The following is a 22,646-nucleotide window of genomic DNA, read 5'->3' on the forward strand; positions in this document are numbered from 1 at the left end:
TGCCTACCTTGGAGGCAATCGATAAGAACCCTGCCGAGTATTCCTTATGTCCCATCCCGCATTCGAGCTGATCCGTGACGAGCATATCGCGGAGGTCAATTCGCAGGCGCAATTGTTCCGGCACAAAAAGACCGGGGCGGAGGTGCTCAGCCTCGTCAATGACGATGAAAACAAGGTGTTCGGCGTAACCTTCAAGACGCCGCCGCAGGATTCGACCGGGATTGCGCATATTCTGGAGCATTCGGTGCTGTGCGGATCGCGCAAATATCCGGTCAAGAAGCCGTTTGTGGAACTGCTCAAGGGCAGCATGCACACATTCCTCAATGCCATGACATTTCCGGACAAGACCGCCTATCCGGTGGCCAGCCAGAATCTCAAGGACTTTTACAACCTCGTCGATGTGTATCTCGATGCGGTGTTTTTTCCGCTGATCAGCGAAGACACGTTCCGCCAGGAAGGCTGGCATTACGAACTGGAAAATGTGCAGGCGCCGCTGGTTTATAAGGGTGTGGTGTTCAATGAGATGAAGGGCGTGTTTTCCTCGCCCGACGCGGTGATGCGCGATCTCAGCCAGCGCTCACTTTATCCCGATATCACCTATGGTAAATCGTCCGGCGGCGATCCCAAGGCCATTCCCGAGCTGACCTATCGGCAGTTCAAGGAATTTCACGACACCTTCTATCATCCGTCCAATACGCGGGCGTTTTTCTCGGGGGATGATGATGCGGGCAAGCGCCTCGCCATCCTCGACGAATATTTCAGCCAGTTCGAACGGCTGGACGTGGATGCCGAGGTGCAGTTGCAGCCGCGGTTCAATGCGCCGCGGCAGATCGTGGCCACCTATGCCGGGCCCAAAAGCGAGGGCAAGGCGCGGGATGGCATGGTGTCGGTCAACTGGATGATCGATCCGCCGGCGGACCGCACCGAAGCACTGAGCCATTCCATGCTGAGCTATCTGCTGGCGGGGAATCCCGCGGCCCCCCTCCGCAAGGCGCTGACCGAATCGGGGCTTGGCGAAGGCATGACCGGAGGCGGCATTGGCTCGGGCCTGCGCCAGCCGATGGCGAGTTTCGGCATGAAGGGGATCGATGCGGCGGATGCCGAAAAGGTCGAGGCGCTGATCCTGTCGACGCTCAAAGATGTCGCCGACAAGGGGTTTGCCGAGGACCAGCTGGAAGCGGCGATCAATACATTCGAGTTCTCGCTGCGCGAGAACAATACCGGATCTTACCCGCGTGGCATGACCTATATGTTCACCGCCATGAATGGCTGGCTGCATGGCGGGGACCCGCTGGAGCCGCTGGCTTTCGAAGGTCCGCTGGCGAGCCTCAAGGCCAAGGCGGCAGAGGGACATTTCGCCAGGGAGATTTCCCGGCTCTTCCTCGACAATACCCACCGAACCACGGTGACGCTGAGCGCGGATCCCGACCAGGGGGCGCGCGAAGCAGCCGAAGAAGTGGCGAAGCTGGCCGCTGTGCGGCAAGGGCTGGACGAGGTAGCGCTGGCAGCGGTGGTGGCCGAGACTGAAAAGCTCAAGGCCTTGCAGGAAAGCGTGGATGATCCGGCGGAACTGGCCAAGATTCCGACGCTGACACTGGCAGATCTGCCACGCGAAAGCCGGACGGTGCCGATCGACATCGGCACGCTGGCCGATACCAGGCTGTTTTATCATGACCTGCCCACGCTGGGGATCGTCTATCTCGATCTGGGCTTTGACCTGCATGTGCTGGACAAGGAGCTTCTGCCCTATCTGCCGCTGTTTGGACGGGCATTGTTGCAGACCGGGACGAGCAAACAGGATTTCGTATCGCTGACGCAGCGGATCGGGCGCGCGACGGGCGGGATTGCGCAGCATCGGGGCCTCTCGGCTCGGCAGGGGAGCGATGGCAGCGCGGCGTGGTTTTTCCTGTCGGGCAAGGCCGTGCCGGACAAGCATGAGGAAATGCTCGCCATTATGGGCGATGTGCTGCTCGATGCGCGGCTGGATAATCGCGAGCGGTTCCGCCAGATGGCGCTGGAGGAAAAGGCCGGGTTCGAGACGCGGCTGGTGCCGGGGGGCAATGCCATTGTCGACACCAGGCTGAAATCCGGGCTGACCGAGGCAGGCTGGATTGCCGAGCAATCGGGTGGCGTCAGCTATCTGGGCTTTCTGCGCGAATTGGTGCAGCGGATCGATAGCGATTGGGCCAGTGTGGAAGCGGCGCTGGTGCGCATTCGCGATACGCTGTTCCAGCGCGGGCATATGGTGGTCAATGTCACGGCCGATGGTTCGCTATGGGATCGAGCCAAGGTGGAGATCGGGAGCTTCCTCGGGCGGCTGCCCAATGGCACGCCGGCCTTTGCCGATTGGTCGGTGGACCTCGCGCCCAAGTCGGAAGGGCTGATCATTCCGGCGCAGGTCAATTATGTGGGCAAGGGCGCTAACCTGCGGGCGCTCGGGTTCGAGCTGACCGGCGCTTCCAGCGTGGTGCTGAAGTTTTTGAACACCACTTATTTATGGGACAAGGTGCGGGTGCAGGGCGGGGCCTATGGCGGCTCGAGCCGGTTTGACCTGACCTCGGGCAATTTCTCGTTTCTGTCCTATCGTGATCCCAATCTGCTCAAGACGCTGGATGCCTATGATGGGGCGGCCAAGGCGCTGAACGCCGGGATTGGCGAGAACGATCTGACGCGTTCGATCATCGGGGTGATCGGGGATATCGACGGCTACGAATTCCCCGATGCCAAGGGGTATTCCTCGATGTGGCGGCAGTTGACGGGGACGACGGATGCAATCCGGCAGCAGCGGCGCGATGAGGTTTTGGGCACAAGTGCAGCTGATTTCAAGCGACTGGCCGAGGCGGTGGACGCGGTGGCGCGGCACGGCCATGTCGTGGTGCTGGGCGGAGAAGCGGCAATCACCGCAGCCAATGAGACGCGGCCGGGACTGTTGAAGGTCAGCAAGGTGCTTTGAGGAAGCGGTTTAGCGCCCACTGCTTCCTTCTCCCCTTGTGGGAGAAGGTGCCCGTAGGGCGGATGAGGGGTGTTTTTCTGAGCTTCTGGCATGGGATGGCAGAACCCCTCACCCTGATCATTCTGCTGAACGCAGGATGATCTGTCCCTCTCCCACAAGGGGCGAGGGATGATGACTGATGGGGTTGTGTCAGAATCTGAACCAGGTCTGCCCGCCTTGCGTTATCATCGCGCCATGGCCAGTCCGATCCTCGATCGAAATCTGCATATAAAGGCGATCGATGCCTATATCGATCCGAGCGTGCCGCGGGAGCGGGCGATTGTTACCCATGGGCATGCGGACCATGCGCGGGCGGGGCATGGGGCGGTGCTGGCGACGCCCGATACGATTGCCATCATGAAGACGCGGTATGGCGAGGATTGTGCCGGGCGGTTCGAGCCGCTGGATTTTGGCGTGCCATTGCGGATCGATGAAGTGACGATCACGCTGCATCCGGCGGGGCATATTCTGGGTTCGGCGCAGGTGCTGGTGGAGCAGGCCGGGCAGCGGGTGGTGGTGACCGGGGATTACAAGCGCCTCAGAGACCGGACGGCGCAGGCTTATGAGCTGGTGGAATGTGACCTGCTGGTCACCGAGGCGACGTTTGGGCTGCCGGTGTTTCAGCATCCGTCGCCGAGCGTTGAAATCGGGCGACTGCTGAAATCGGTGGCGGACAATCCCGAGCGGGCCCATCTGATCGGCTGTTATGCGCTGGGCAAAGCCCAGCGGGTAATCGCGCTATTGCGGGATGCGGGTTATGACGCGCCGATTTATCTGCATGGCGCGATGCTCCGGCTCTGTGCGCTTTATGAGGAACTGGGCGTGAGCCTGCGGGAATTGCGGCCGGCGCTGGATGTGCCCAAGGCGGCTTTTGCCGGGCAGATCGTGATGGCGCCGCCCTCGGCTATTCGCGACCGCTGGAGCCGGCGGTTTCCCGATCCGGTGACCTGCCAGGCCTCGGGTTGGATGAGTGTGAAACAACGCGCAAGACAGGCGCTGGTGGAATTGCCGCTGGTGATTTCGGACCATTGCGACTGGGGAGAATTGCAGCAGACGATCCGCGAGACTCAAGCCGAAACCGTGTGGGTGACGCATGGGCGGGAGGATGCGCTGGTCTATTGGTGCCAGACGCAAGGGCTGACAGCCGAACCGCTCAATATCCAGGGTTTTGAGGACGATGGCGGGGAGGGCGAGGCGTGAAGCGGTTTGCCCAATTGCTGGAGCTCTTGGCGCTGACGCCGTCGCGGACGCGAAAGCTGGCCGCGCTGACGCAGTATTTTCGCGAGGTGCCCGACCCGGACCGGGGCTTTGCGCTGGCGGTGCTGACCGGGGCGTTGAGCTTTCGCAATGTGAAGCCGGCTTTGCTCAAGGAAACCGTGCTGGCCGAGGTGGACGCGACGCTGTTCGCCATGAGCTACGATTATGTTGGAGACCTGGGCGAAACGATTGCGCTGATCTGGCCGCATCATGGGGCGCAGGAAGATCTGCCGTCGCTGACCGATCTGATCGAGCTGTTCAATACGACCTCCAAGAGCGAATTGCCCAAATTGATCGCCTCGCTGCTGACGCGGGCGGGGATCAATGAGCGCTGGGCGCTGGTGAAGCTGGCGACGGGGGCGCTGCGCATTGGCGTGTCGGCGCGGCTGGCCAAGACGGCGTTAGCCGAGATGAGTGGCGTCGAGGTGCAGGAAATCGAGGAAGTCTGGCACGGGCTCAAGGTGCCTTATCTCGACCTCTTCGCCTGGCTTGATGGCAGAGCGGGGCGGCCGGATATCGATCAATCGGCGCGGTTTCATCCCTTGATGCTGAGCAATCCGATCAACGAGGAAAAGGACCTCGCCAAGCTCGACCCCAGGGATTTCTCGGCCGAGTGGAAGTGGGACGGCATTCGGGTGCAACTGGTGTTGGGCGGGGGGACGGTGTCGCTGTTTTCGCGCACGGGCGATGATATCGCGACGGCATTTCCCGACATTGTCGAGAATGTGCATGGGCTGGCGGTGCTCGACGGAGAACTGCTGGTGGGGCGGGATTTCGAGCCGGGTTCGTTCAACGACCTGCAACAGCGGCTGAACAAGAAGGTGGCGTCGGCCAAGCATCTCAAGGAATCACCCGCGTTTATTCGCGTTTATGACATGCTGTTCGATGGGCGCGAGGATGTGCGGGTGCTGGGATGGACGGAGCGCCGCAAGCGGCTCGAGGCGTGGTTCGCGGCCAATCCGCAGACGCGGCTGGACCTGTCCGAGGTGCTGCCGTTCGCCGATTGGGACGACCTGGCGAGGCTGCGGCGGCAGGGGGCGGACGAGCACGGGCATGAGGGGGTGATGATCAAGCTCCGCACCTCGCCTTATGTGCCGGGTCGACCCAAAGGCTATTGGTTCAAGTGGAAGCGCGACCCCAATGTGGTCGATGCCGTGCTGATGTATGCGCAGCGCGGGCATGGCAAGCGGAGTTCGTTTTATTCGGACTATACGTTTGGCGTGTGGAAGGGGAACGAGATCGTGCCGATCGGCAAGGCCTATTTCGGCTTCACCGATGAGGAATTGAAGCTGCTCGACAAGTGGATCCGGGCCAATACATTGGCCTCGTTCGGGCCGGTGCGGGAGGTTCGCAAGGAACTGGTGTTCGAGGTGGCATTTGACTCCGCGCAAGTGTCGAGCCGGCACAAGTCGGGCGTGGCGCTGCGGTTTCCACGGATCAGCCGGATCCGCTGGGACAAGCCGGCGGCGGAGGCAGGGACGCTGGAGGATATGGCTGTTTTTATTGGAGCGACTTAGCCAAAGACCCTGCGGGCTGGATAACCAGGAGAGCAAAACAATGTCATCGCGATCCAATCATTTGCGGCTGGTGGCGCTGGAGAAGCAGATGGCGGCGGCGGCCGAGGCGATGGATTTCGAGCAGGCCGCGGCGCTCCGCAATGAGATTGCGCGGCTCAAGGGGGAGACGCCGGTGGTGAGCGAGGATGGGGCGGTGAGTGTCACCGTCAGTCAGCCGCCGCCCGGCGCTATGGGGCTGGGCACGCAAGTGCCGGTGCGGCAGCCGCCCAAGGGCTGGGTGAAGCCGAAAAAGCCGGATTTTTTGACCAAGAATGTGAAACCGCGAGGCGGGCGGTAGGACGCCTATCCCGCCTGCTTGATACGTTCGTCGGCGAGTTTCTTGATTTCCTTGAGTTCGCTGATCGTCGTCTGCAGGTCCGAGAGCTGGGCTTGCAGGGAGGCGAGGCGTTCGTCGACCTTGCCGATGAGGAGGCTGACTTGCTGGCTGCGGTCGGCGTCGTAGAGGCTGAGATAGTCGGAGATGTCGCGGAGGGAGAAGCCGAGGCGCTTGCCGCGCAGGATGAGGATGAGGCGGGCGCGGTCGCGGCGGCGGAAGATGCGGGTGGCGCCGACGCGCTCGGGGGCGAGTAGGCCCTTGGCTTCGTAAAAGCGGATGGCGCGGGTGGAAATGCCGAATTCCTTTGCCAGATCGGCAATGGCAAAGAGATCGCGGCTGTCAGGCTCTGGGCGGTTCACGATTTTTTGGCCTTGGTGGCGGCGTAGTCCTCGCGCAGCTCTTTTTTGCTGAGCTTGCCGATCAGAGTCTTGGGCAGGGCATCCTTGAAGATGATTTCGCGCGGCATTTCGATCTTGTTGAGTTTGTCGGCGAGGAACAGTTTGAGTTCGGTATCGGTGACCGATTTGCCGGATTTGAGCTTGATATAGGCGACGGGGGCCTCGCCGCGATATTCGTCGGGTACGCCGATGACATTGTTTTCTTCGACCGCCTCATGAGTCATCAGCGCTTCCTCGATAATGCGGGGATATACGTTGAAGCCCGAGCAGATGATGAGGTCCTTGGTGCGATCGACTAGGAAGACATAGCCGTCTTCGTCCATATGGCCGACATCGCCGGTGCGCAGCCAGCCATCGTGGAAGGCTTCCCCATTGGCTTCGTCATTGTTGAAATAGCCGGTCATGACCTGGGGGCCGCGGACTTCAAGCTCGCCATTCTCGCCAATGGCGGCGACTTCCCTGTTGTCGATATCGACGAAGCGAATATCGGTGCCGGGGAGAGGCAGGCCAATGGAGAGGGGTTTGCTCGGCACGCGCAGGGCGGCGCAGCAGACCACGGGCGAAGCCTCTGTGAGGCCATAGCCTTCCGCCAGCAGCGCCTTGGATTTTTTGGCGAAATTGGCGCGGATTTCATTGGGCAGAGCGGCGCCGCCAGAAATGGCGACTTCAAGGCTCGCCAGCTTGGCGGAAATATTGGGGTCTTCGGCGCGGGCTATGGCCGAGAGCAGGGTGGGCACGGCAGGCAGCACATTGGCCTTGGTGCGGGCGAAGAGGTCGAGTAGCGCCTTGAGCTCGAAGCGGGGCAGCATGACCACCTGGGTGCCATTGCAGAGCGGCACGTTCATGCAGACCGTCATGGCGAAGATGTGGAAGAAGGGCAGCACGGCCACGACCTTGGCGGGCGGGTAGAACAGCCCGCATCCCCATTGGTCGATCTGGCTCATATTGGCGGCGATATTGGCGTGGCTGAGCAGGGCCCCCTTGGGCACGCCAGTGGTGCCGCCGGTATATTGCTGGACGGCGATGTCCTTATAGGGATCGATAACGACGGCGCTGGGGGTTTCCTTGCGGTCGATCAATTCGTTGAAGGCGGCGATGCGGTCGCGGACCGGGGATTTGCGCAGCTTGGCGAGGTCTTTGCGCTTGGCGATGGAATAGAGGATTTTCTTGGGTAGCGGCAGCGCGTCGGGGAAGTGGCAGACCACCAGCGATTTGACATGGCCGAGCTGGACCAGCTGTTCGGCCTTTTCGAAAATCTGCTGCAGATCGAGGGTGATCAGCAGATCGGCGCCGGCATTGGCGGTGATGTGACTGAGTTCCTTGACGGTATAGAGCGGGTTGCAATTGACCACGATGCCGCCGGCCCGCAGCACGCCGTAATAGGCGATGGGGTAGAAGGGGGTATTGGGCAGCATGATGGCCACGCGGCTGCCCTTTTTGACTCCGAACTGGGTCTGCAGCGCGCCGGCAAAGGCGGTGATCTTGCGGGCCAGTTCGCCAAAACTGGTAGTGCCACCCATGAAATCGAGCGCCGTGGCGAGGGGGTTTTTGGCGCAGGCGGCCAGCACTTGTTCGTGCACCGGGCGGGTATCGATCTTGACGTCCCAGGCAATGCCATCGGGGTAGCTGGCGATCCAGGGGCGCATTGCCCGCTCGTTCCGCTGGTCCATCAATGTCCCTCCTCGTGCCGTTCGGCTTGGGCTTTGCCCTTATCACGCAGTATTCCATGGCTTTACGTTAGCGTCAAAGGGGTGACGGAGGATTTTGAACATAGGCCGCGACCTCGGCTTACGTGAACGTAATGTGTCGTTAGTTGACGTTTACGTAAAGAACGGTAAAGTGCGGCCTCAACACTGGGGATATGGTGCGCTATGGTTTGAGCGCGGCAGGCCCAGCAGGAAACCGGAGGACCGGGAAACGGTCTGACGTTTTGGGAGGAGGCCGCCGTGACACTTGCGCTTTTCGTGATCAGCCTCATTATTTTTGGCGTGCTGGCCTGGCGGGAAAGCCCGCTCTGGCATTGGGGCGTGGCGGTGCTGGTGATCGGGCTGCTGAGCCGGCTCGATGTGGGCGGCAGCGGGCTGTCGCTCGATGGCGGGTTTGGCGGCCTGTTGCTGGCGCTGGTGCCGGGCGCGGTGTTGTTGCTGCTCAGCGTTGAGGCCATTCGCAAGCCGGTGCTAACGCGGCCGGTCTATGGGGCGGTCAAATCGATTTTGCCGAAGGTCAGCAAGACCGAGCAGGATGCGCTGGATGCCGGCACAATCGGCTGGGATGCGGAATTGTTTTCCGGCAAGCCGGACTGGAGCAAGCTGACCGATATTCGGCCGCTGACGCTAACGGCGGAGGAGCAGGCCTTTATCGACGGGCCGACCAATGAGGTCTGTGCCATGATCGACGATTGGGACACGCGCAACAATCGCGCTGATCTGTCGCCCGAGGTCTGGCAGTTCCTCAAGGACAAGGGGTTCCTCGGCATGCTGATTGCCAAGGAATATGGCGGGCTGGGCTTTGGCGCGCAGGCGCAGTCGATGATCGTTTCCAAGATTTCGAGCCGGTCGGTGGCGGCGGGGATCACTGTCATGGTGCCCAATTCGCTCGGGCCGGGCGAGTTGCTAGAAAAATACGGCACGCAGAGCCAGAAGGACAAATATCTCGGACGGCTGGCCAAGGGTCTTGAAGTGCCGTGCTTTGCGCTGACCGGCGTGCATTCGGGGTCGGATGCCGGTGGCATGCGCGATATCGGCATTGTCACCAAGGGGACCTATCAGGGCGCCGAAGTGTTGGGCATCAGGCTGAGTTGGGACAAGCGCTACATTACGCTGGCGCCGATCGCCACGCTGGTGGGCCTGGCCTTCATCCTCAAGGACCCGGATAATCTGCTGGGCAAGGGCGAAGAGATCGGTATCACGCTGGCGCTGGTGCCGCGCGATCACCCGGGTGTTGAAATCGGGCGGCGGCATTTTCCGGCGCGGCAGGCTTTCATGAATGGGCCGACGCGCGGTACGGATGTGTTCATTCCCATGGAGTTTTTGATCGGTGGCGTGGACCGGGCCGGGCAGGGCTGGCGCATGCTGATGGAGTGTCTCTCCACTGGGCGGGCGATTTCGCTGCCGGCGATTGGGACGACCTCGATCAAGCAGGCTTTGCGGGTGAGTTCGGCCTATGCGCGCATCCGGCGGCAGTTCGGCATTCCGGTGGGGATTATGGAGGGCGTGGCCGAACCGCTCGGGGAAATGGTCAAGCGTGCCTATACCTATGAAGCGAGCCGGCGGCTGACGGCTTCCATGGTGGATGAGGGGCAACGGCCGGCGGTGATTTCGGCGCTGCTCAAATATCGCACCACGGAGGCCATGCGCGAGAGCGTGGATGATGCCTTCGATATTCATGGTGGGCGGGCCATTCAGGACGGGCCGGGCAATTACCTGTTCGGTGGCTATATGGCGACGCCGGTGGCCATCACGGTGGAGGGCGCCAATATATTGACGCGCACGCTGATGACCTTTGCGCAGGGCGTGCTGCGGGCGCATCCCTTCCTTTATAAGGAAATTGCGGCGGCGCAGAATCCCGACAAGGCGGCCGGGCTCGACCAGTTCGATCTGGCCTTTGGCGGGCATACCAAATTCATGCTGCGCAATATTGCGGCCAGTTTCGTGCATGGGGTGAGCAATGGAGCTTTTGCCTCGGCGCCCGCGCAGTCGGAAATGGGGCATTGGTATTGCAAGCTGCATCGCTACAGCCAGGATTTTGCCCTCGTGGCCGATTGGACCACGGTGGTGCTCGGCGGGGCGCTCAAGCGCAAGCAGAAGATTTCCGGGCGGATGGCCGATATTCTGGGCGAGCTCTATCTGATGTCGGCCGTGCTGAAGCGGTTTGAGGAAGAGGGGCGCTTGGTCGAGGATCGCGAGCTGGTCGATGCGATTCTGGCGGACCGGATCGCGGCGATGGAGCGGACCTTTGGCGAGGTATTTGCCAATTTCCCCAATGGGCTGCTGGCCAATGCTATGCGGTTCCTGTGCTTCCCGCTGGGACGGCATGCGAGACCCGCCAGTGACCGGGTAAATTACCGCTTCGTGCGGGCCGTGCTGCGGCCGGGGGCGTTTCGTGACCGGCTGACCACAGGCGTGTTCGTATCGATGGACCCCAATGATGTAACCGGCGTTCTGGAAGACGGGTTGCTCAAGGTGACCGAGGCCGAGGAGATCGAGGCGCGGTTCGTCAAGGCGGCGCGCAAGGGCGTGATCGAGCGGCGGCTGGATCGCGATGCGATTGCCGATGCCGTGGCGGCCGGGGTGCTCAATGAGAATGAAGCGGGGATCATGCGGGCGGCGGATGAGGCGACCGACCGGGTGGTGAAGGTGGATGATTTTGCGGCCGATGAACTGGCGGCGGAGCATAAGCGGGCGGCCGAGTAAGCCGGCGGAATATGGCGACAAGCCAAACGATTTGAGGAGGCAAGATGATTGCGCTGCAGGAGACGGTGACCAAGCATTGGAGCTTTCACACCGATGTGGAAAGGCTGGGCTGGCTGACGATCAACACGCAGGGGGCGGGGGTCAATACGCTCAGCCGCGAGGCGATCATGGAGCTCGAAACGCTGGTGGCGCGGATCGAGGACCTGGCGAGCTCGGGCGAAGTAATCGGGGTGATCCTGCTCAGCGGCAAGGATAGCGGGTTCATTGCCGGGGCCGATGTCAGCGAATTCGATGCGATGAGCGATTTTTCGGTGCTCCCGGAGGCGCTGAAGCGCACGCATGCGCTGTTTACGCGGATCGAAAAGCTCAAAGTGCCGGTGGTGGCGGGGATACACGGCTTTTGCCTTGGCGGCGGGCTGGAGCTGGCGCTGGCGTGTCACTATCGCATCGCGGTCAATGACGAGAAGACGCGGATCGGGTTTCCGGAAGTGAATCTGGGGATTTTTCCCGGCTTTGGTGGCACGGGGCGCTCGATAAGGCAGGCGGGGCCGGTCGATGCCATGCAGATCATGCTGACGGGCAAGATGCTGAAAGCCGGTGCGGCGCGGGGCTTGAACCTGGTCGATAAACTCGTGCGGCATCGCGACATGCTGGCCTGGGAGGGGCGCAAGGCGGTGTTGCAGAAGCGCAAGAGCGTCGCCGCGGCGCCGGTCAAGCGCTTGATGGCGATGGGGCCGATCCGCGGCTATGTGGCGAGCAAGATGCGCGAGCAGGCGAGCAAGAAGGCGAACAAGGCGCATTATCCCGCCCCGTTTGCGCTGATCGACCTGTTCGAGGCGCATGGCAATGATTGGCAGGCGATGAGCCGGGGGGAGATCGACGCTTTCGTGCCGCTGATGGGCACGGAGACCGCGACCAATCTGCGCCGGGTGTTTTTTGCCTCCGAGAGCCTCAAGAAACAGGGCGCTAAGGGCGCCAAGTTCGCGCGGGTGCATGTGATCGGGGCGGGGGTGATGGGCGGCGATATTGCGGCCTGGTGCGCCCTGCGCGGCATGGCAGTGACGCTGCAGGATATCGAGATGGAGCGCATCAAGCCGGCGCTGGAGCGAGGCAAGGCGCTGTTCAAGAAGCGCCTCAAGAGCAAGCGCGAGGTCGATACGGCCATGCTGCGGCTTGAAGCGGACCCCAAAGGCAAGGGCGTGGCGCGGGCCGATGTGATCATCGAGGCGGTGGTGGAAAAGCTTGAGGTCAAGCAGGCGATTTTCAGCGGGATCGAGGATCAGCTCAAGCCCGGCGCCATTCTGGCAACCAATACATCATCGATTGAATTGGAGCGGATTGCCGAGGGGCTGAAGGACCCGGCGCGGCTGATCGGGCTGCATTTCTTTAATCCGGTGGCGCAGCTGCCGCTGGTGGAGGTGATAAGGTCCACGTTCAATTCCGATGCGGAAATCGGCAAGGGCGCGGGTTTTGCGCTGGCGATCGGCAAGTCGCCGGTGGTGGTCAAGTCGGCGCCGGGGTTCCTCGTCAACCGGGTGCTGATGCCCTACATGCTGGGCGCGGTGAAGCGGGTTGAGGCGGGCGAGAGCAAGGAATTGCTGGATGCTGCCGCGGTGGCCTTCGGCATGCCGATGGGACCCATCGAGCTGATGGACACGGTTGGACTCGATGTGGGGCAATCGGTGGCGCGGGAATTGGGGCAGGCGGTGCCGGCGGAGTCCAAATTTGCCGGGCTGGTGAGCGCGGGTAAGCTCGGGCGCAAGACTGGCGAAGGCTTTTACAAATGGGTCGATGGCAAGGCGCAAAAGGGCGAGACGCCGCCCCATGCCGACCTGGCCGGGCTGGGGCGTGAGCTGGTGCAGCCGCTAGTCGATACAACCGAAGTGGTAGTGGCCGAGGGCGTGGTCGCCAATGCAGGCCTGGCCGATATCGGGGTGATCCTGGGGACGGGCTTTGCGCCGTTCCTCGGTGGCCCCCTCAAAGCACGTGCGGATGGGAGGGCTTGAGACATGGCCGAATTGCGGAGAGTTGCCATTGTCGGGTCGGCCCGGACGCCGTTTGCGCGGGGGCATACGGCCTATGCCGATGAGACCAATCTGTCGCTGCTGGCGACGGCATTGGGTGGGCTGGCGGACAAGTTTGGCCTCAAGGGCGAGAAGATCGATGAGGTGATGGCCGGCGCCGTCATCGGGCATAGCCGGGATTTCAATCTGGCGCGGGAGGCGACGCTCGATGCGGGGTTTTCGCCCCGCACGCCGGGAACCAATACCCAGATCGCCTGTGGCACGAGCCTGCAGGCGGCGTTGGTGTTGGGCGCCAAGATTGCCACTGGCGAAATCGAGAGCGGCATTGCGGCGGGCTCGGATACGGTCAGCGATGCACCGGTGGTGTTCGGCAATAAATTCCAGCACCGGATGATCGAATTGTCCAAGGCGCGCTCGGCGGGCGAGAAGTTCGGAGCGTTCAAGGGATTTTCGTTTGGCGAGTTGCGGCCGGTGGCGCCTTCGACGCAGGAGCCGCGCACGGGCCTCTCCATGGGCGAGCATTGCGAGCTGATGGCGCGCAATTGGGGAATTTCGCGCCAGGCGCAGGACGAGCTGGCCGTGGCCAGTCATCGCAACGCGGCCAAGGCTTATGACGAAGGGTTCCACGACGACCTGCTGGTGAGCTGTGCGGGCCTGGTGCGCGACAATAATGTGCGGGCCGACACCAATATCGAGAAAATGGCCAGCCTCAAGCCGGCCTTCGACAAGAGCTCGGGTCTGGGCACGCTGACCGCCGCCAATTCGACGCCGCTGACCGATGGAGCCAGCGCGGTGCTGTTGGCGAGCGAGGATTGGGCGCGGGCACGGGGATTGCCGGTGCTGGCTTATCTGACCATGGGGCGGGTCGCCGGCAATGACTTTGCCCATGGCGAAGGATTGCTGATGGCGCCCACCATTGCGGTGTCGGAACTGCTGGCGCGGGCCGGCATCGGGTTTGACGATATCGACTATTTCGAGCTGCATGAGGCATTCGCCGCGCAGGTGCTGTGCACGCTCAAGGCGTGGAACGATCCGGCGTATTGCAAAGATGTGCTGGGGCGCGATGCCGTGATGGGCGTGATCGATCCGGCCAAGATCAATGTGAAGGGGTCGAGCCTGGCCTATGGGCATCCCTTTGCCGCCACCGGCGCGCGGATTTTGGGGCTTACGGCCAAATTGCTGTCGACGGAACCGGGAAAACGGGCTTTGATTTCGGTGTGTACGGCCGGCGGCATGGGTGTCGCGGCTTTGGTAGAGAGCCCGCTATGAGCGACAATGTCGTTAAATTCCGCCGCATCGAGAAACAGCCCGAGCCGCCGGTGAAAAAGCCACGCGGTCCGCTACCGGGCTGGGTGCCGTTCGTGGCGCTGGTGGCGATCGCGGTTGCCATCTACTTTATCCGGCAAGCGGGCCTGCTGGGCGGCGCTTGAAGAGGCTGTGTCTCTCAGGCTTCACAGCATGTTAATAATTCCGGCGGCCTTGACGCTTAGGTCAATGTTTTACTTGTCAGTGGACGGAATTGCGTAATACCGTCCAGCAATCTTGACCGTCGGGTCAAATCTGACGGCCACAAGACTACCCACCCGCTGCAACAAACGCGCGGGACAAGAAAAAACTCAGGAAACTCCAAAAGGAGATGGGAACGAGCATGAAACTTCACAAAACCCTGACAGCGGTAGCGGCCGCCGGCGCCGTGGCGCTGATGATGAGCACGGCCGCTTCGGCCGTCACGCTGCAGATGCATAATGGCGGCGATCCGGGTTCGCTTGATCCGCACAAGGTGTCGGGCGACTGGGAAAACCGCATTGTCGGTGACTATATCGAAGGTCTGGTCACCGAAGACATCAAGGCAGACGCCATTCCGGGGCAGGCCGAGAGCTGGGACATTTCCGAGGACGGCACGGTCTATACCTTCCATCTGCGCGAAGGCATCAAGTGGACCGATGGCGAGCCCGTCACGGCCGAAGATTTCGTGTTCGCCTTCCAGCGCCTGATGAACCCGGCGACGGCGTCCGAATATGCCTATCTGCAATATCCCATCAAGAATGCCGAGGCCATCAACTCGGGCGAAATCACCGATTTCAGCCAGCTCGGCGTCAAGGCCATCGACGACAAGACCGTCGAGATCACCCTGGAAGCGGCGACCCCGTTCTTCCTGCAGGCGCTCACCCATTACACCGCCTATCCGGTGCCAAAGCACCTGGTGGACGAATATGGCGATGCCTGGACCAATATCGAGCATATCGTTGCCAATGGTCCCTACAAGATTACCGAATGGCTGCCGGGCTCCTATGTCCATTCGGTCAAGAACGAAGATTACTACGACGCAGCGAACGTGAAGATCGACGAGGTCTATTACCACGTACTGGAAGATCAGGCTGCGGCGCTCAATCGCTACCGTGCCGGTGAATTTGACATCCTGACCGATTTCCCTGCTGACCAGTATCAGTGGATCCAGGACAATCTGCCGGGCCAGGCCCATGTCGAGCCGTTCCTGGGCATCTATTACTATGTGCTGAACCAGGAAAAGCCGCCGCTGAACGATCCCAATATTCGTGAAGCGCTGTCGATCTCGGTGCTGCGCGACGTGATCGGCCCCGATATCCTGGGCACTGGCGAATTGCCGGCCTATGGCTGGGTTCCTGAAGGCACCGCCAATTATGAAGGCGAAGTCTATCTGCCCGAATGGTCCAAGCAGCCCTATGAAGAGCGTGTCGCCAAGGCCAAGGAATTGATGGCCGCGGCCGGCTATACGCCGGAAAAGCCGCTGACCCTGCAGCTGCGCTACAACACCAATGACAACCACCAGCGTATCGCCGTGGCGATTGCTGCCATGTGGGAGCCGATCGGTGTGAAGGTCGAGCTCTTCAATGCCGAAACTGCCGTGCACTATGATGCACTGCGTGCCGGTGACTTCAATGTCGGCCGCGCCGGCTGGCTGCTCGACTATTCCGATGCCTCCAACACGCTTGATCTGCTGCGCACCGGCACCAAGCAGGGCGACACGATCAACTGGGGCAACAATTACGGCCGCTATTCGAATGCCGAATTCGACCGCCTGACCACCGAAGCGTCTTCGGAGCTGGATCTGGTCAAGCGCGCCGGCCTGCTGCACCAGGCCGAAAAGCTGGCCATGGACGAGTTCGCGGCCATCCCGATCTACTGGTATGTGTCCAAGAACCTGGTATCGCCCAAGATCACCGGCTTTGAAGACAATGCCAAGGACATCCACCGTACGCGCTGGTTGACCAAGGCCGAGTAAGCCCAAGGGCTTGATGATCGTGGGGGCCCGACCGGCTCCCACGATCTCTTTTATTCCGGCGAGCGCGCGTGGACGCAGCGCCCTGGATAGCAAAGGTTTACAATCATGTTGGGTTATGCCCTGCGGCGCGTGCTATCGGCCATTCCGATCGCATTGATTGCCGTAACCGTCTGCTTTTTCATTCTGCGCCTGGCACCGGGCGGTCCGTTCGATGGTGAGCGTGCGCTCCCCCCCACGGTGCTCGCCAATCTGCGGGCGCATTACAATCTCGATCAGCCCCTGATCAACCAGTACTTCATCTATCTGTGGCGGCTGCTGCATGGGGATCTGGGTCCGTCCATGGTGATCGACGGCTTCAATGTGAGCCAACTGATCCGCATCGGCTTTCCCTTCACCCTGACCGTGGCGCTGACCGCCTTCGTGATCGCCACCAGCATCGGCATTGTCGCCGGCATGATCGCCGCGGTGAACCAGAACAAATGGCCCGATTATGTGCTGGTGCTGGTGGTGATGCTGGGCGTGGTGGTGCCGAACTTCCTGATGGCGGCGATCCTGCAGCTGTGGTTCGGCGTCTATCTGGGTTGGCTGCCGGCGGGCGGCTGGGTCAATGGTTCGGCCTGGCATCTGGTCTTGCCGGTGACGGTGCTGGCCTGGCCACATGCGGCGCGTATTTCGCGGCTGATGCGCGGCTCGATGATCGAGGTGCTGGGCACCAATTATGTGCGCACCGCCAAATCCAAGGGCCTGGGGCAGCGGCTGGTGCTGGCGCGCCATGCCATCAAGCCGGCTTTGTTGCCGGTCGTGTCCTATCTGGGGCCGGGGCTCTCCTATTTGCTCACCGGCTCGCTGGCTGTCGAACAGATTTTCGGGCTGCCGGGGATCGGCAAATATTTCGTCACCGCAGCGCTGAATCGCGACTACGGCATCGTTCTGGGAACGACTATCCTTTACATGTTCATTATCCTGGCGCTCAATCTTCTGGTCGATCTCCTCTATGCCTGGCTTGACCCCAAGGTGAGGTATCGCTGATGGCCGGGATTACTGGAAAAGACGAAGTCCTCAGCGCCTATGCGCGCAAGCTCGAAACGCTGGACGCGCCCAAGGGCCGCTCGCTGACGCAGGACGCCATCAGGCGCCTCAAGCGCAACAAGGCTTCGGTGGTGGCGATCTTCCTCGTCATCTTCATCGTGCTGGCAGCGTTTATCGGGCCGTATTTCCTCACCTGGGGCTATGCCGAGGTCGATTGGACCGCCATTCGCAAGCCACCCGATTTCGCCAAGGGCCATTATTTCGGCACCGACCAGAATGGCCGCGACATGCTGGCCCGCGTGCTGCAGGGCACCCAGATGAGCCTGATCGTGGCGGGTGTCGCCACCATCGTGTCGGTCTCGATCGGGGTGGTTTATGGCGCTGTGGCCGGCTATTTCGGCGGCCGGGTCGATGCGGTGATGATGCGCATCGTCGATATCATGTATGCGCTGCCCTATATCCTGTTCGTCATTATCCTCGTGGTGATGTTCGGGCGCAATCCGGTGCTGCTGTTCGTGGGCATCGGGGCGATCGAATGGCTGACCATGGCGCGCATCGTGCGGGGGCAGACCCTGTCGCTGAAGGAAAAGGAATTCGTCGAGGCGGCACGCGCGGGCGGGGCCAAGCCCTGGACGATCATCCTGCGCCATATCGTGCCGAACCTCACCGGTCCGGTGGTGATCTATGCCACGCTGACCATTCCCGAAGTCATCATTGCCGAGAGCTTCCTGAGCTATCTGGGCCTTGGCGTGCAGGAGCCGCAGACCTCGCTGGGCACGCTGATTTCGTTCGGCGCGCCGGTGGCGGAAGTGCTGCCCTGGATGCTGCTGGCCCCGGCCGGCGTGCTGGTGACGCTCCTGCTCTGCTTTACCTATATCGGGGACGGCTTGCGCGACGCGCTCGACCCCAAGGATCGCTAACATGAAACAAGTCCTTAAAGTGGAAGACATGTCGGTGACCTTCGCTCTGCATGAGAGCGAAGTGCATGCCGTGCGCGAGATGAATTTCGCCCTGTCGGAAGGGGAGACCCTGGCCGTAGTGGGCGAGAGCGGGTCGGGCAAGAGCCAGGCCTTTCTCGCCATCATGGGCCTCTTGGCCAAGAATGGCCGCACCGGCGGGCGCGCCATGATGGGCGATGTCAACCTGATCGGGCTGGCGCCCAGGCAGCTGGATATCTATCGCGGCAAGGATATCGCGATGATCTTCCAGGATCCGATGACCTCGCTCAACCCCACATTGCGGGTCAAGACGCAACTGGCCGAAGTGCTGGTCAAGCATCGCGGCTTCGAGAAGGGCAAGGCGATCAAATCGGCCGTGGAAATGCTCGAGCGGGTCGGCATTCCCGAACCCGCCAAGCGCGCCAATGCCTACCCGCATGAGCTCTCGGGCGGCATGCGGCAGCGCGTGATGATTGCCATGGCCCTGCTCTGCCAGCCCAAGATCCTGATTGCGGACGAGCCGACCACGGCACTGGACGTGACGGTGCAGGCGCAGATGCTGGACCTGTTCAAGACGCTGACCGACGATTTTGGCACTTCGCTGGTGCTGATCACGCACGATCTGGGCGTGGTGGCCGGCATCGCCGACCGCATGATGGTGATGTATGGCGGGCGCGCCGTGGAAAAGGGGGTGACCGACGATCTGTTCTACGATCCACGCCATCCCTATACGCTGGGCCTCTTGCATTCGACGCCCCACATCGCCAAGCGCGCCGAGCGGCTCGACCCGATCCAGGGCCTGCCGCCCAGCCTTGAACACCTGCCCAAGGGGTGCTCGTTCAATCCGCGTTGCGCCTTTGCGTTCGACCGCTGTCTCAATGAACGCCCGCCTTTGACCGATACCGGCAATGGACGGGAAAAGGCCTGTTTCTATGAAGGCCCGATGACTTACGGAAAGGTCGCATGATGGACCAGACCCCGATCAATCTGCTCGAAATCAAGAATCTCAAAAAGACCTTTGCGATTTCCTCGGGCCTGTTCGCACGGCCGCTGACGCTGACGGCGCTCGAAAATATCAATTTCACCATCCGCCAGGGCGAAACGCTGGGCATTGTGGGCGAGAGCGGTTGCGGCAAGTCCACGCTGGGCCGCTGCATCCTGCAATTGCTCAGCCCCGACGAGGGACAGGTGCTGTGGCTGGGGCAAGACCTGACCAAGCTGCCGGCCGAGGAAATGCGCAAGCGGCGGCAGGACCTGCAGATCATTTTCCAGGACCCGCTAGCCTCGCTCAATCCGCGCATGACGGTGGGCGAAATCATCGCCGATCCACTACGCACGCTGCGGCCGGAGCTGAAAAAGGACGAGCGGCGCGCCCGCGTGCTCAAGACCATGGAAGCGGTGGGGCTCTTGCCCGAAATGATCAACCGGTATCCGCACGAATTTTCGGGCGGGCAGGCGCAGCGTATCGGCATTGCCCGGGCGCTAATCACCGAACCCAAGCTCATCGTGTGCGACGAGCCAGTTTCCGCGCTCGACGTGTCGATCCAGGCGCAGATTCTCAACCTGTTGAGCGAACTCAAGGACGAGTTCGGCCTGACGCTGATTTTCATCTCGCACAACCTCTCGGTGGTGCGGCATGTGTCGGATCGCATTCTGGTGCTCTATCTGGGGCGGATCGTCGAACTGGCAACGGGCGACGAGATTTACGAAGAGCCCAAGCATCCCTATACGCGGGCGCTGCTGACGGCGGTGCCGATCCCCGATCCCAAACTGGCGCGACAACGCAATATCGATGCGCTCAAAGGGGAAATTCCTTCCCCGATCAATCCGCCCTCGGGCTGCACCTTCCGCACCCGCTGTCGCTTCGCTAAGCCCTTCTGCGCCGAACAACGCCCGCCGCTCGAAACCATCGATGGCGGAAGGCTGGTAGCCTGCCACCGCTGGCGCGAAATCGAAGTGCCGGAAGAAGCGGTGCTGGGGGTTTAGTCTCCCAGCGCTGCCAGAGTGGCAGCAATTCGCGCGGCGATATCGCCCATTTCGGCGTCCGGAAGTTTGAGGACGCCGTTTTCTGCCATCAGCGCGTGATATTGCTGTTGCTCATAGGGCACGCCCTTGGGCAGCGGCACCACGTGCCAATGGATATGGCTATTGCCCGATTGGCTACCGAGCGAGAGCACATAGATCCGCTCGGCATCGAAGACCTGTTTAAGCGCACGGGACAGGCGGTGCACATGTGACTGAAGCTTCAGGTAATCATCCGGCGTCAGGCCCTCGGCCAAGTCTTCGATATGGGCCTTGGGACAGACGATCGTGTAGCCGGGCAGGGTGGGATATTTGCTAAGAAAGGCGACGACGAACTCGTCTTCGGCAATGACGTGGTGCCGGTATCCCGGATCGCCCGCCAGCATTTTGCAGATAAAGCAGGGGCCGGTCTGGCTGGCTTTGGTGAGGGAGGCGAGGTCGAAGGGCTGGCGATCCATCAGCTGGCCTGCTGTTTTTAGCGATTTACCATAATAGCTTGGTTTGCTCGGATCGGCGTTATCGGTGATTTTTTCGGTGCTGTTCCAGATGTGCCGATTTGCGGTGAAAACCATGGCTTTGGCGCGTTGACAGGGCGGGGCATTTTCCCTATGTATGCCCCCAAGTTTCCGGGCGGCGCTTAGAGAAAACTCTTGGGCGCCCTTTTTGTTTGACCGAGGATACCAAGATGAAGATCCGCAATTCGCTGAAGGCGCTGATGACTCGCCACCGCGCGAACAAGCTCGTCCGCCGTCGCGGCCGGGTTTACATCATCAACAAGGTGGACAAGCGCTACAAGGCCCGTCAGGGCTAAGCGTTTCGACCAATGTTGAGTTGACTCAAGCCCGCGAAAGCGGGCTTTTGTTTTTCTACCCCATTTGTGTTGCATAGAAAGCCGATGCGCCGCTCGCATACGATCAGCATCCAGATCGAGTATCCCTACGAGGCGACCTACCGGTTTCTCTCGCAGCCGCGCAATTATGGCGAATGGGCCGCGGTGGACAAGGCGAGCTACAAGCCCGTCGGCAATGGCGATTGGCAGGCCGACACGCCCTTTGGCAAACGCCATTTCCGCTTCACCCCGCCCAATACATTCGGCGTGCTGGACCATGCCGTCTTCGTGCCGGGCGAGCCGCTGCTTTATACGCCGATGCGGGTCATGCCCAATCAGGACGGCACCGAGCTGACCTTCACCTTCTATCAGCGGCCGGGCATGAGCGAGGCTGAATTTACCTCGGCGGTGGAGTGGATCACCACGGATTTTCTGACGCTGAAGAGCCTGCTGGAGGCGCGCAGGACGTAGTCACTCGTGCAACTGGCGCATCATCCGTTGGGAGAGTCTGGCGTCCTGCAGCAGCGGCGTCAGGTCGCTGACCTGATCGAGCGCGCCGACAATCGGCAGGCGCTTGATCGCGGCATCCGATATCGCCGCCTGCGCCGCCGCCACGGCATCGTCAGCATTGATGGTCGTAAACGGCCGCTCATGGTATGGGCCGACAATCGGCTCGAACCGGGCAACGCCGATGGCGTTCTGGTGCCGCGCCAGTTCCAGATAGGCCGCAGCAAGCGCGTCCTGGCACTCGGTCCATTCACTCGATAGCAGGGCCCGCTGCAGGTGAGGCGACAGCGACGCTGCAATGGATAGCCTGGCAAAACTGCTACCGAACCATTTTGCATAGGGCGGGTAGCGCCGCTCGAGCAGGAACCCCAGTCGCATCACGTCGCGCGCCAGCCGCGCTGCGATGACCCGTGAACCGAGGTCGTCGCCTACCTGTCCCGCGCGGCCGACAAAGGCCTGCTCCTCCGCAATGCGCCGCCACTGGCAGGTAATTTTGTAGAGCCATATGTCATCGGGAAAATAGGCCAGGCGGTCCTGGGCCTGACGCAGGCGACCATCGTCATCGTGAAAGACGGGAGCTGAGGTAAAGGCGAGCAGCTTCTGTTCGGCAAAGCCCAGCCATTGCAGGGGATCGAGCCCTTCCGCCGAGCGTATTGCGAAATGCCCTTCGAGGAGGGCTTCGAGCGTATGAAACTCCAGCCCGTGTTCCAGCGCTCCCGCTGCTTCCATGCCATTGGCCGGCGGATGCGGCCGGCTGCGCCAGCCGATGGGCTCGCCGCGATAGCTGGCCGGCGCAATCTTGGAAAATTGCTCGACCAACTGGCGCGCAAGCGCATCGAACTGTGCCCGCGTGACGATGATATGGACACGCGGCCCCCAATTGTGGTCACGGGAGGTCTCGTCGTCAAAGCCCAGCAGCTCCGAGCCGTAGGTGGTCAATGATGCCGAATAGCGGAGGTTCGGCGCGATCCGGCCCAACCAGGGCTGAACGATATCGGTATAGAAACCGCGCGATAGCTCGATGCCCTGCATGCCTTCTCCCCCCGCTTGCAAGGCCAACATGGTTGATCCGCTCTGGAAATG

At 61.5% G+C, this 22,646-nt stretch carries 19 protein-coding genes; 15 read left to right on the top strand and 4 right to left on the bottom strand.

Annotation, left to right across the window (positions count from 1 at the left end; all coding sequences use genetic code 11):
* Positions 1-46 precede the first annotated feature (46 nt).
* From N8A98_RS11710 to N8A98_RS11725, 4 genes are all read left to right on the top strand, one after another.
* A complete protein-coding gene (locus tag N8A98_RS11710; protein WP_262171515.1) occupies positions 47-2,953 on the top strand; it encodes an insulinase family protein in 2,907 nt (968 codons plus the stop codon).
* A 234-nt stretch (positions 2,954-3,187) separates the two neighbouring features.
* Positions 3,188-4,192 (top strand): ligase-associated DNA damage response exonuclease, encoded by a 1,005-nt coding sequence (locus N8A98_RS11715; RefSeq protein ID WP_262171516.1) that lies wholly within the window; start codon positions 3,188-3,190, stop codon positions 4,190-4,192.
* Entirely contained in the window at positions 4,189-5,766 is a 1,578-nt protein-coding gene (locus tag N8A98_RS11720; protein WP_262171518.1) for a cisplatin damage response ATP-dependent DNA ligase, read from the top strand. Before N8A98_RS11715 ends, N8A98_RS11720 begins: the two co-directional genes overlap by 4 nt.
* A 40-nt stretch (positions 5,767-5,806) precedes the next feature.
* A complete protein-coding gene (locus N8A98_RS11725) occupies positions 5,807-6,103 on the top strand; it encodes a UvrB/UvrC motif-containing protein (RefSeq protein WP_262171520.1) in 297 nt (98 codons plus the stop codon).
* Between the two features lie 5 nt (positions 6,104-6,108).
* On the opposite strand, the gene N8A98_RS11730 is transcribed toward N8A98_RS11725, so the two are convergent.
* Both N8A98_RS11730 and N8A98_RS11735 read right to left on the bottom strand, forming a co-directional pair.
* Positions 6,109-6,501, bottom strand: coding sequence for a MerR family DNA-binding protein (locus N8A98_RS11730; RefSeq protein ID WP_262171521.1), 393 nt, complete (start codon positions 6,499-6,501; stop codon positions 6,109-6,111).
* Positions 6,498-8,210 (bottom strand): long-chain-fatty-acid--CoA ligase, encoded by a 1,713-nt coding sequence (locus tag N8A98_RS11735; protein WP_262171523.1) that lies wholly within the window; start codon positions 8,208-8,210, stop codon positions 6,498-6,500. Before N8A98_RS11735 ends, N8A98_RS11730 begins: the two co-directional genes overlap by 4 nt.
* Positions 8,211-8,486: 276 nt before the next feature.
* Here N8A98_RS11735 and N8A98_RS11740 point away from each other — a divergent pair, with 276 nt between their 5' ends.
* From N8A98_RS11740 to N8A98_RS11780, 9 genes are all read left to right on the top strand, one after another.
* Positions 8,487-10,952 (top strand): acyl-CoA dehydrogenase, encoded by a 2,466-nt coding sequence (locus N8A98_RS11740; RefSeq protein WP_262171524.1) that lies wholly within the window; start codon positions 8,487-8,489, stop codon positions 10,950-10,952.
* A gap of 44 nt (positions 10,953-10,996) precedes the next feature.
* Positions 10,997-12,958: a 3-hydroxyacyl-CoA dehydrogenase NAD-binding domain-containing protein gene (locus N8A98_RS11745; RefSeq protein WP_262171526.1), complete on the top strand. Its 1,962-nt coding sequence runs from the start codon at positions 10,997-10,999 to the stop codon at positions 12,956-12,958.
* 3 nt (positions 12,959-12,961) lie between these two features.
* Positions 12,962-14,245 (top strand): acetyl-CoA C-acetyltransferase, encoded by a 1,284-nt coding sequence (locus N8A98_RS11750; RefSeq protein WP_262171528.1) that lies wholly within the window; start codon positions 12,962-12,964, stop codon positions 14,243-14,245.
* The gene (locus N8A98_RS11755) at positions 14,242-14,406 is read left to right on the top strand and encodes a hypothetical protein (protein ID WP_262171529.1); all 165 of its coding nucleotides are present in this window, start codon (positions 14,242-14,244) and stop codon (positions 14,404-14,406) included. The genes N8A98_RS11750 and N8A98_RS11755 overlap by 4 nt, the downstream gene beginning before the upstream one ends.
* A 218-nt stretch (positions 14,407-14,624) precedes the next feature.
* Entirely contained in the window at positions 14,625-16,238 is a 1,614-nt protein-coding gene (locus N8A98_RS11760; protein ID WP_262171531.1) for a peptide ABC transporter substrate-binding protein, read from the top strand.
* A gap of 105 nt (positions 16,239-16,343) precedes the next feature.
* Complete coding sequence (locus tag N8A98_RS11765; RefSeq protein ID WP_113122456.1) at positions 16,344-17,267, top strand: ABC transporter permease subunit; 924 nt, start codon at positions 16,344-16,346, stop codon at positions 17,265-17,267.
* Positions 17,267-18,187: an ABC transporter permease gene (locus N8A98_RS11770; RefSeq protein WP_113122457.1), complete on the top strand. Its 921-nt coding sequence runs from the start codon at positions 17,267-17,269 to the stop codon at positions 18,185-18,187. The genes N8A98_RS11765 and N8A98_RS11770 overlap by 1 nt, the downstream gene beginning before the upstream one ends.
* Before the next feature lies 1 nt (position 18,188).
* Positions 18,189-19,172, top strand: coding sequence for an ABC transporter ATP-binding protein (locus tag N8A98_RS11775; RefSeq protein WP_262171533.1), 984 nt, complete (start codon positions 18,189-18,191; stop codon positions 19,170-19,172).
* Entirely contained in the window at positions 19,169-20,191 is a 1,023-nt protein-coding gene (locus tag N8A98_RS11780; RefSeq protein WP_113122459.1) for an ABC transporter ATP-binding protein, read from the top strand. Before N8A98_RS11775 ends, N8A98_RS11780 begins: the two co-directional genes overlap by 4 nt.
* On the opposite strand, the gene N8A98_RS11785 is transcribed toward N8A98_RS11780, so the two are convergent.
* Complete coding sequence (locus N8A98_RS11785) at positions 20,188-20,688, bottom strand: HIT family protein (protein WP_262171961.1); 501 nt, start codon at positions 20,686-20,688, stop codon at positions 20,188-20,190. The two genes, N8A98_RS11780 and N8A98_RS11785, sit on opposite strands and share 4 nt — an antisense overlap.
* Before the next feature lie 224 nt (positions 20,689-20,912).
* Here N8A98_RS11785 and ykgO point away from each other — a divergent pair, with 224 nt between their 5' ends.
* Positions 20,913-21,038 carry a type B 50S ribosomal protein L36 gene (gene ykgO, locus N8A98_RS11790; RefSeq protein WP_035098668.1) on the top strand — a complete coding sequence of 42 codons (126 nt, stop codon included), beginning with the start codon at positions 20,913-20,915 and terminating at the stop codon, positions 21,036-21,038.
* A gap of 84 nt (positions 21,039-21,122) precedes the next feature.
* A complete protein-coding gene (locus N8A98_RS11795; RefSeq protein WP_113122460.1) occupies positions 21,123-21,527 on the top strand; it encodes an SRPBCC family protein in 405 nt (134 codons plus the stop codon).
* Here N8A98_RS11795 and N8A98_RS11800 read toward each other — a convergent pair whose 3' ends face one another.
* Complete coding sequence (locus tag N8A98_RS11800) at positions 21,528-22,625, bottom strand: DUF4037 domain-containing protein (protein WP_262171537.1); 1,098 nt, start codon at positions 22,623-22,625, stop codon at positions 21,528-21,530. It abuts the gene before it with no gap.
* Positions 22,626-22,646 lie beyond the last annotated feature (21 nt).

The sequence above is a fragment of the Devosia neptuniae genome (assembly GCF_025452235.1).
Taxonomy (GTDB): domain Bacteria; phylum Pseudomonadota; class Alphaproteobacteria; order Rhizobiales; family Devosiaceae; genus Devosia.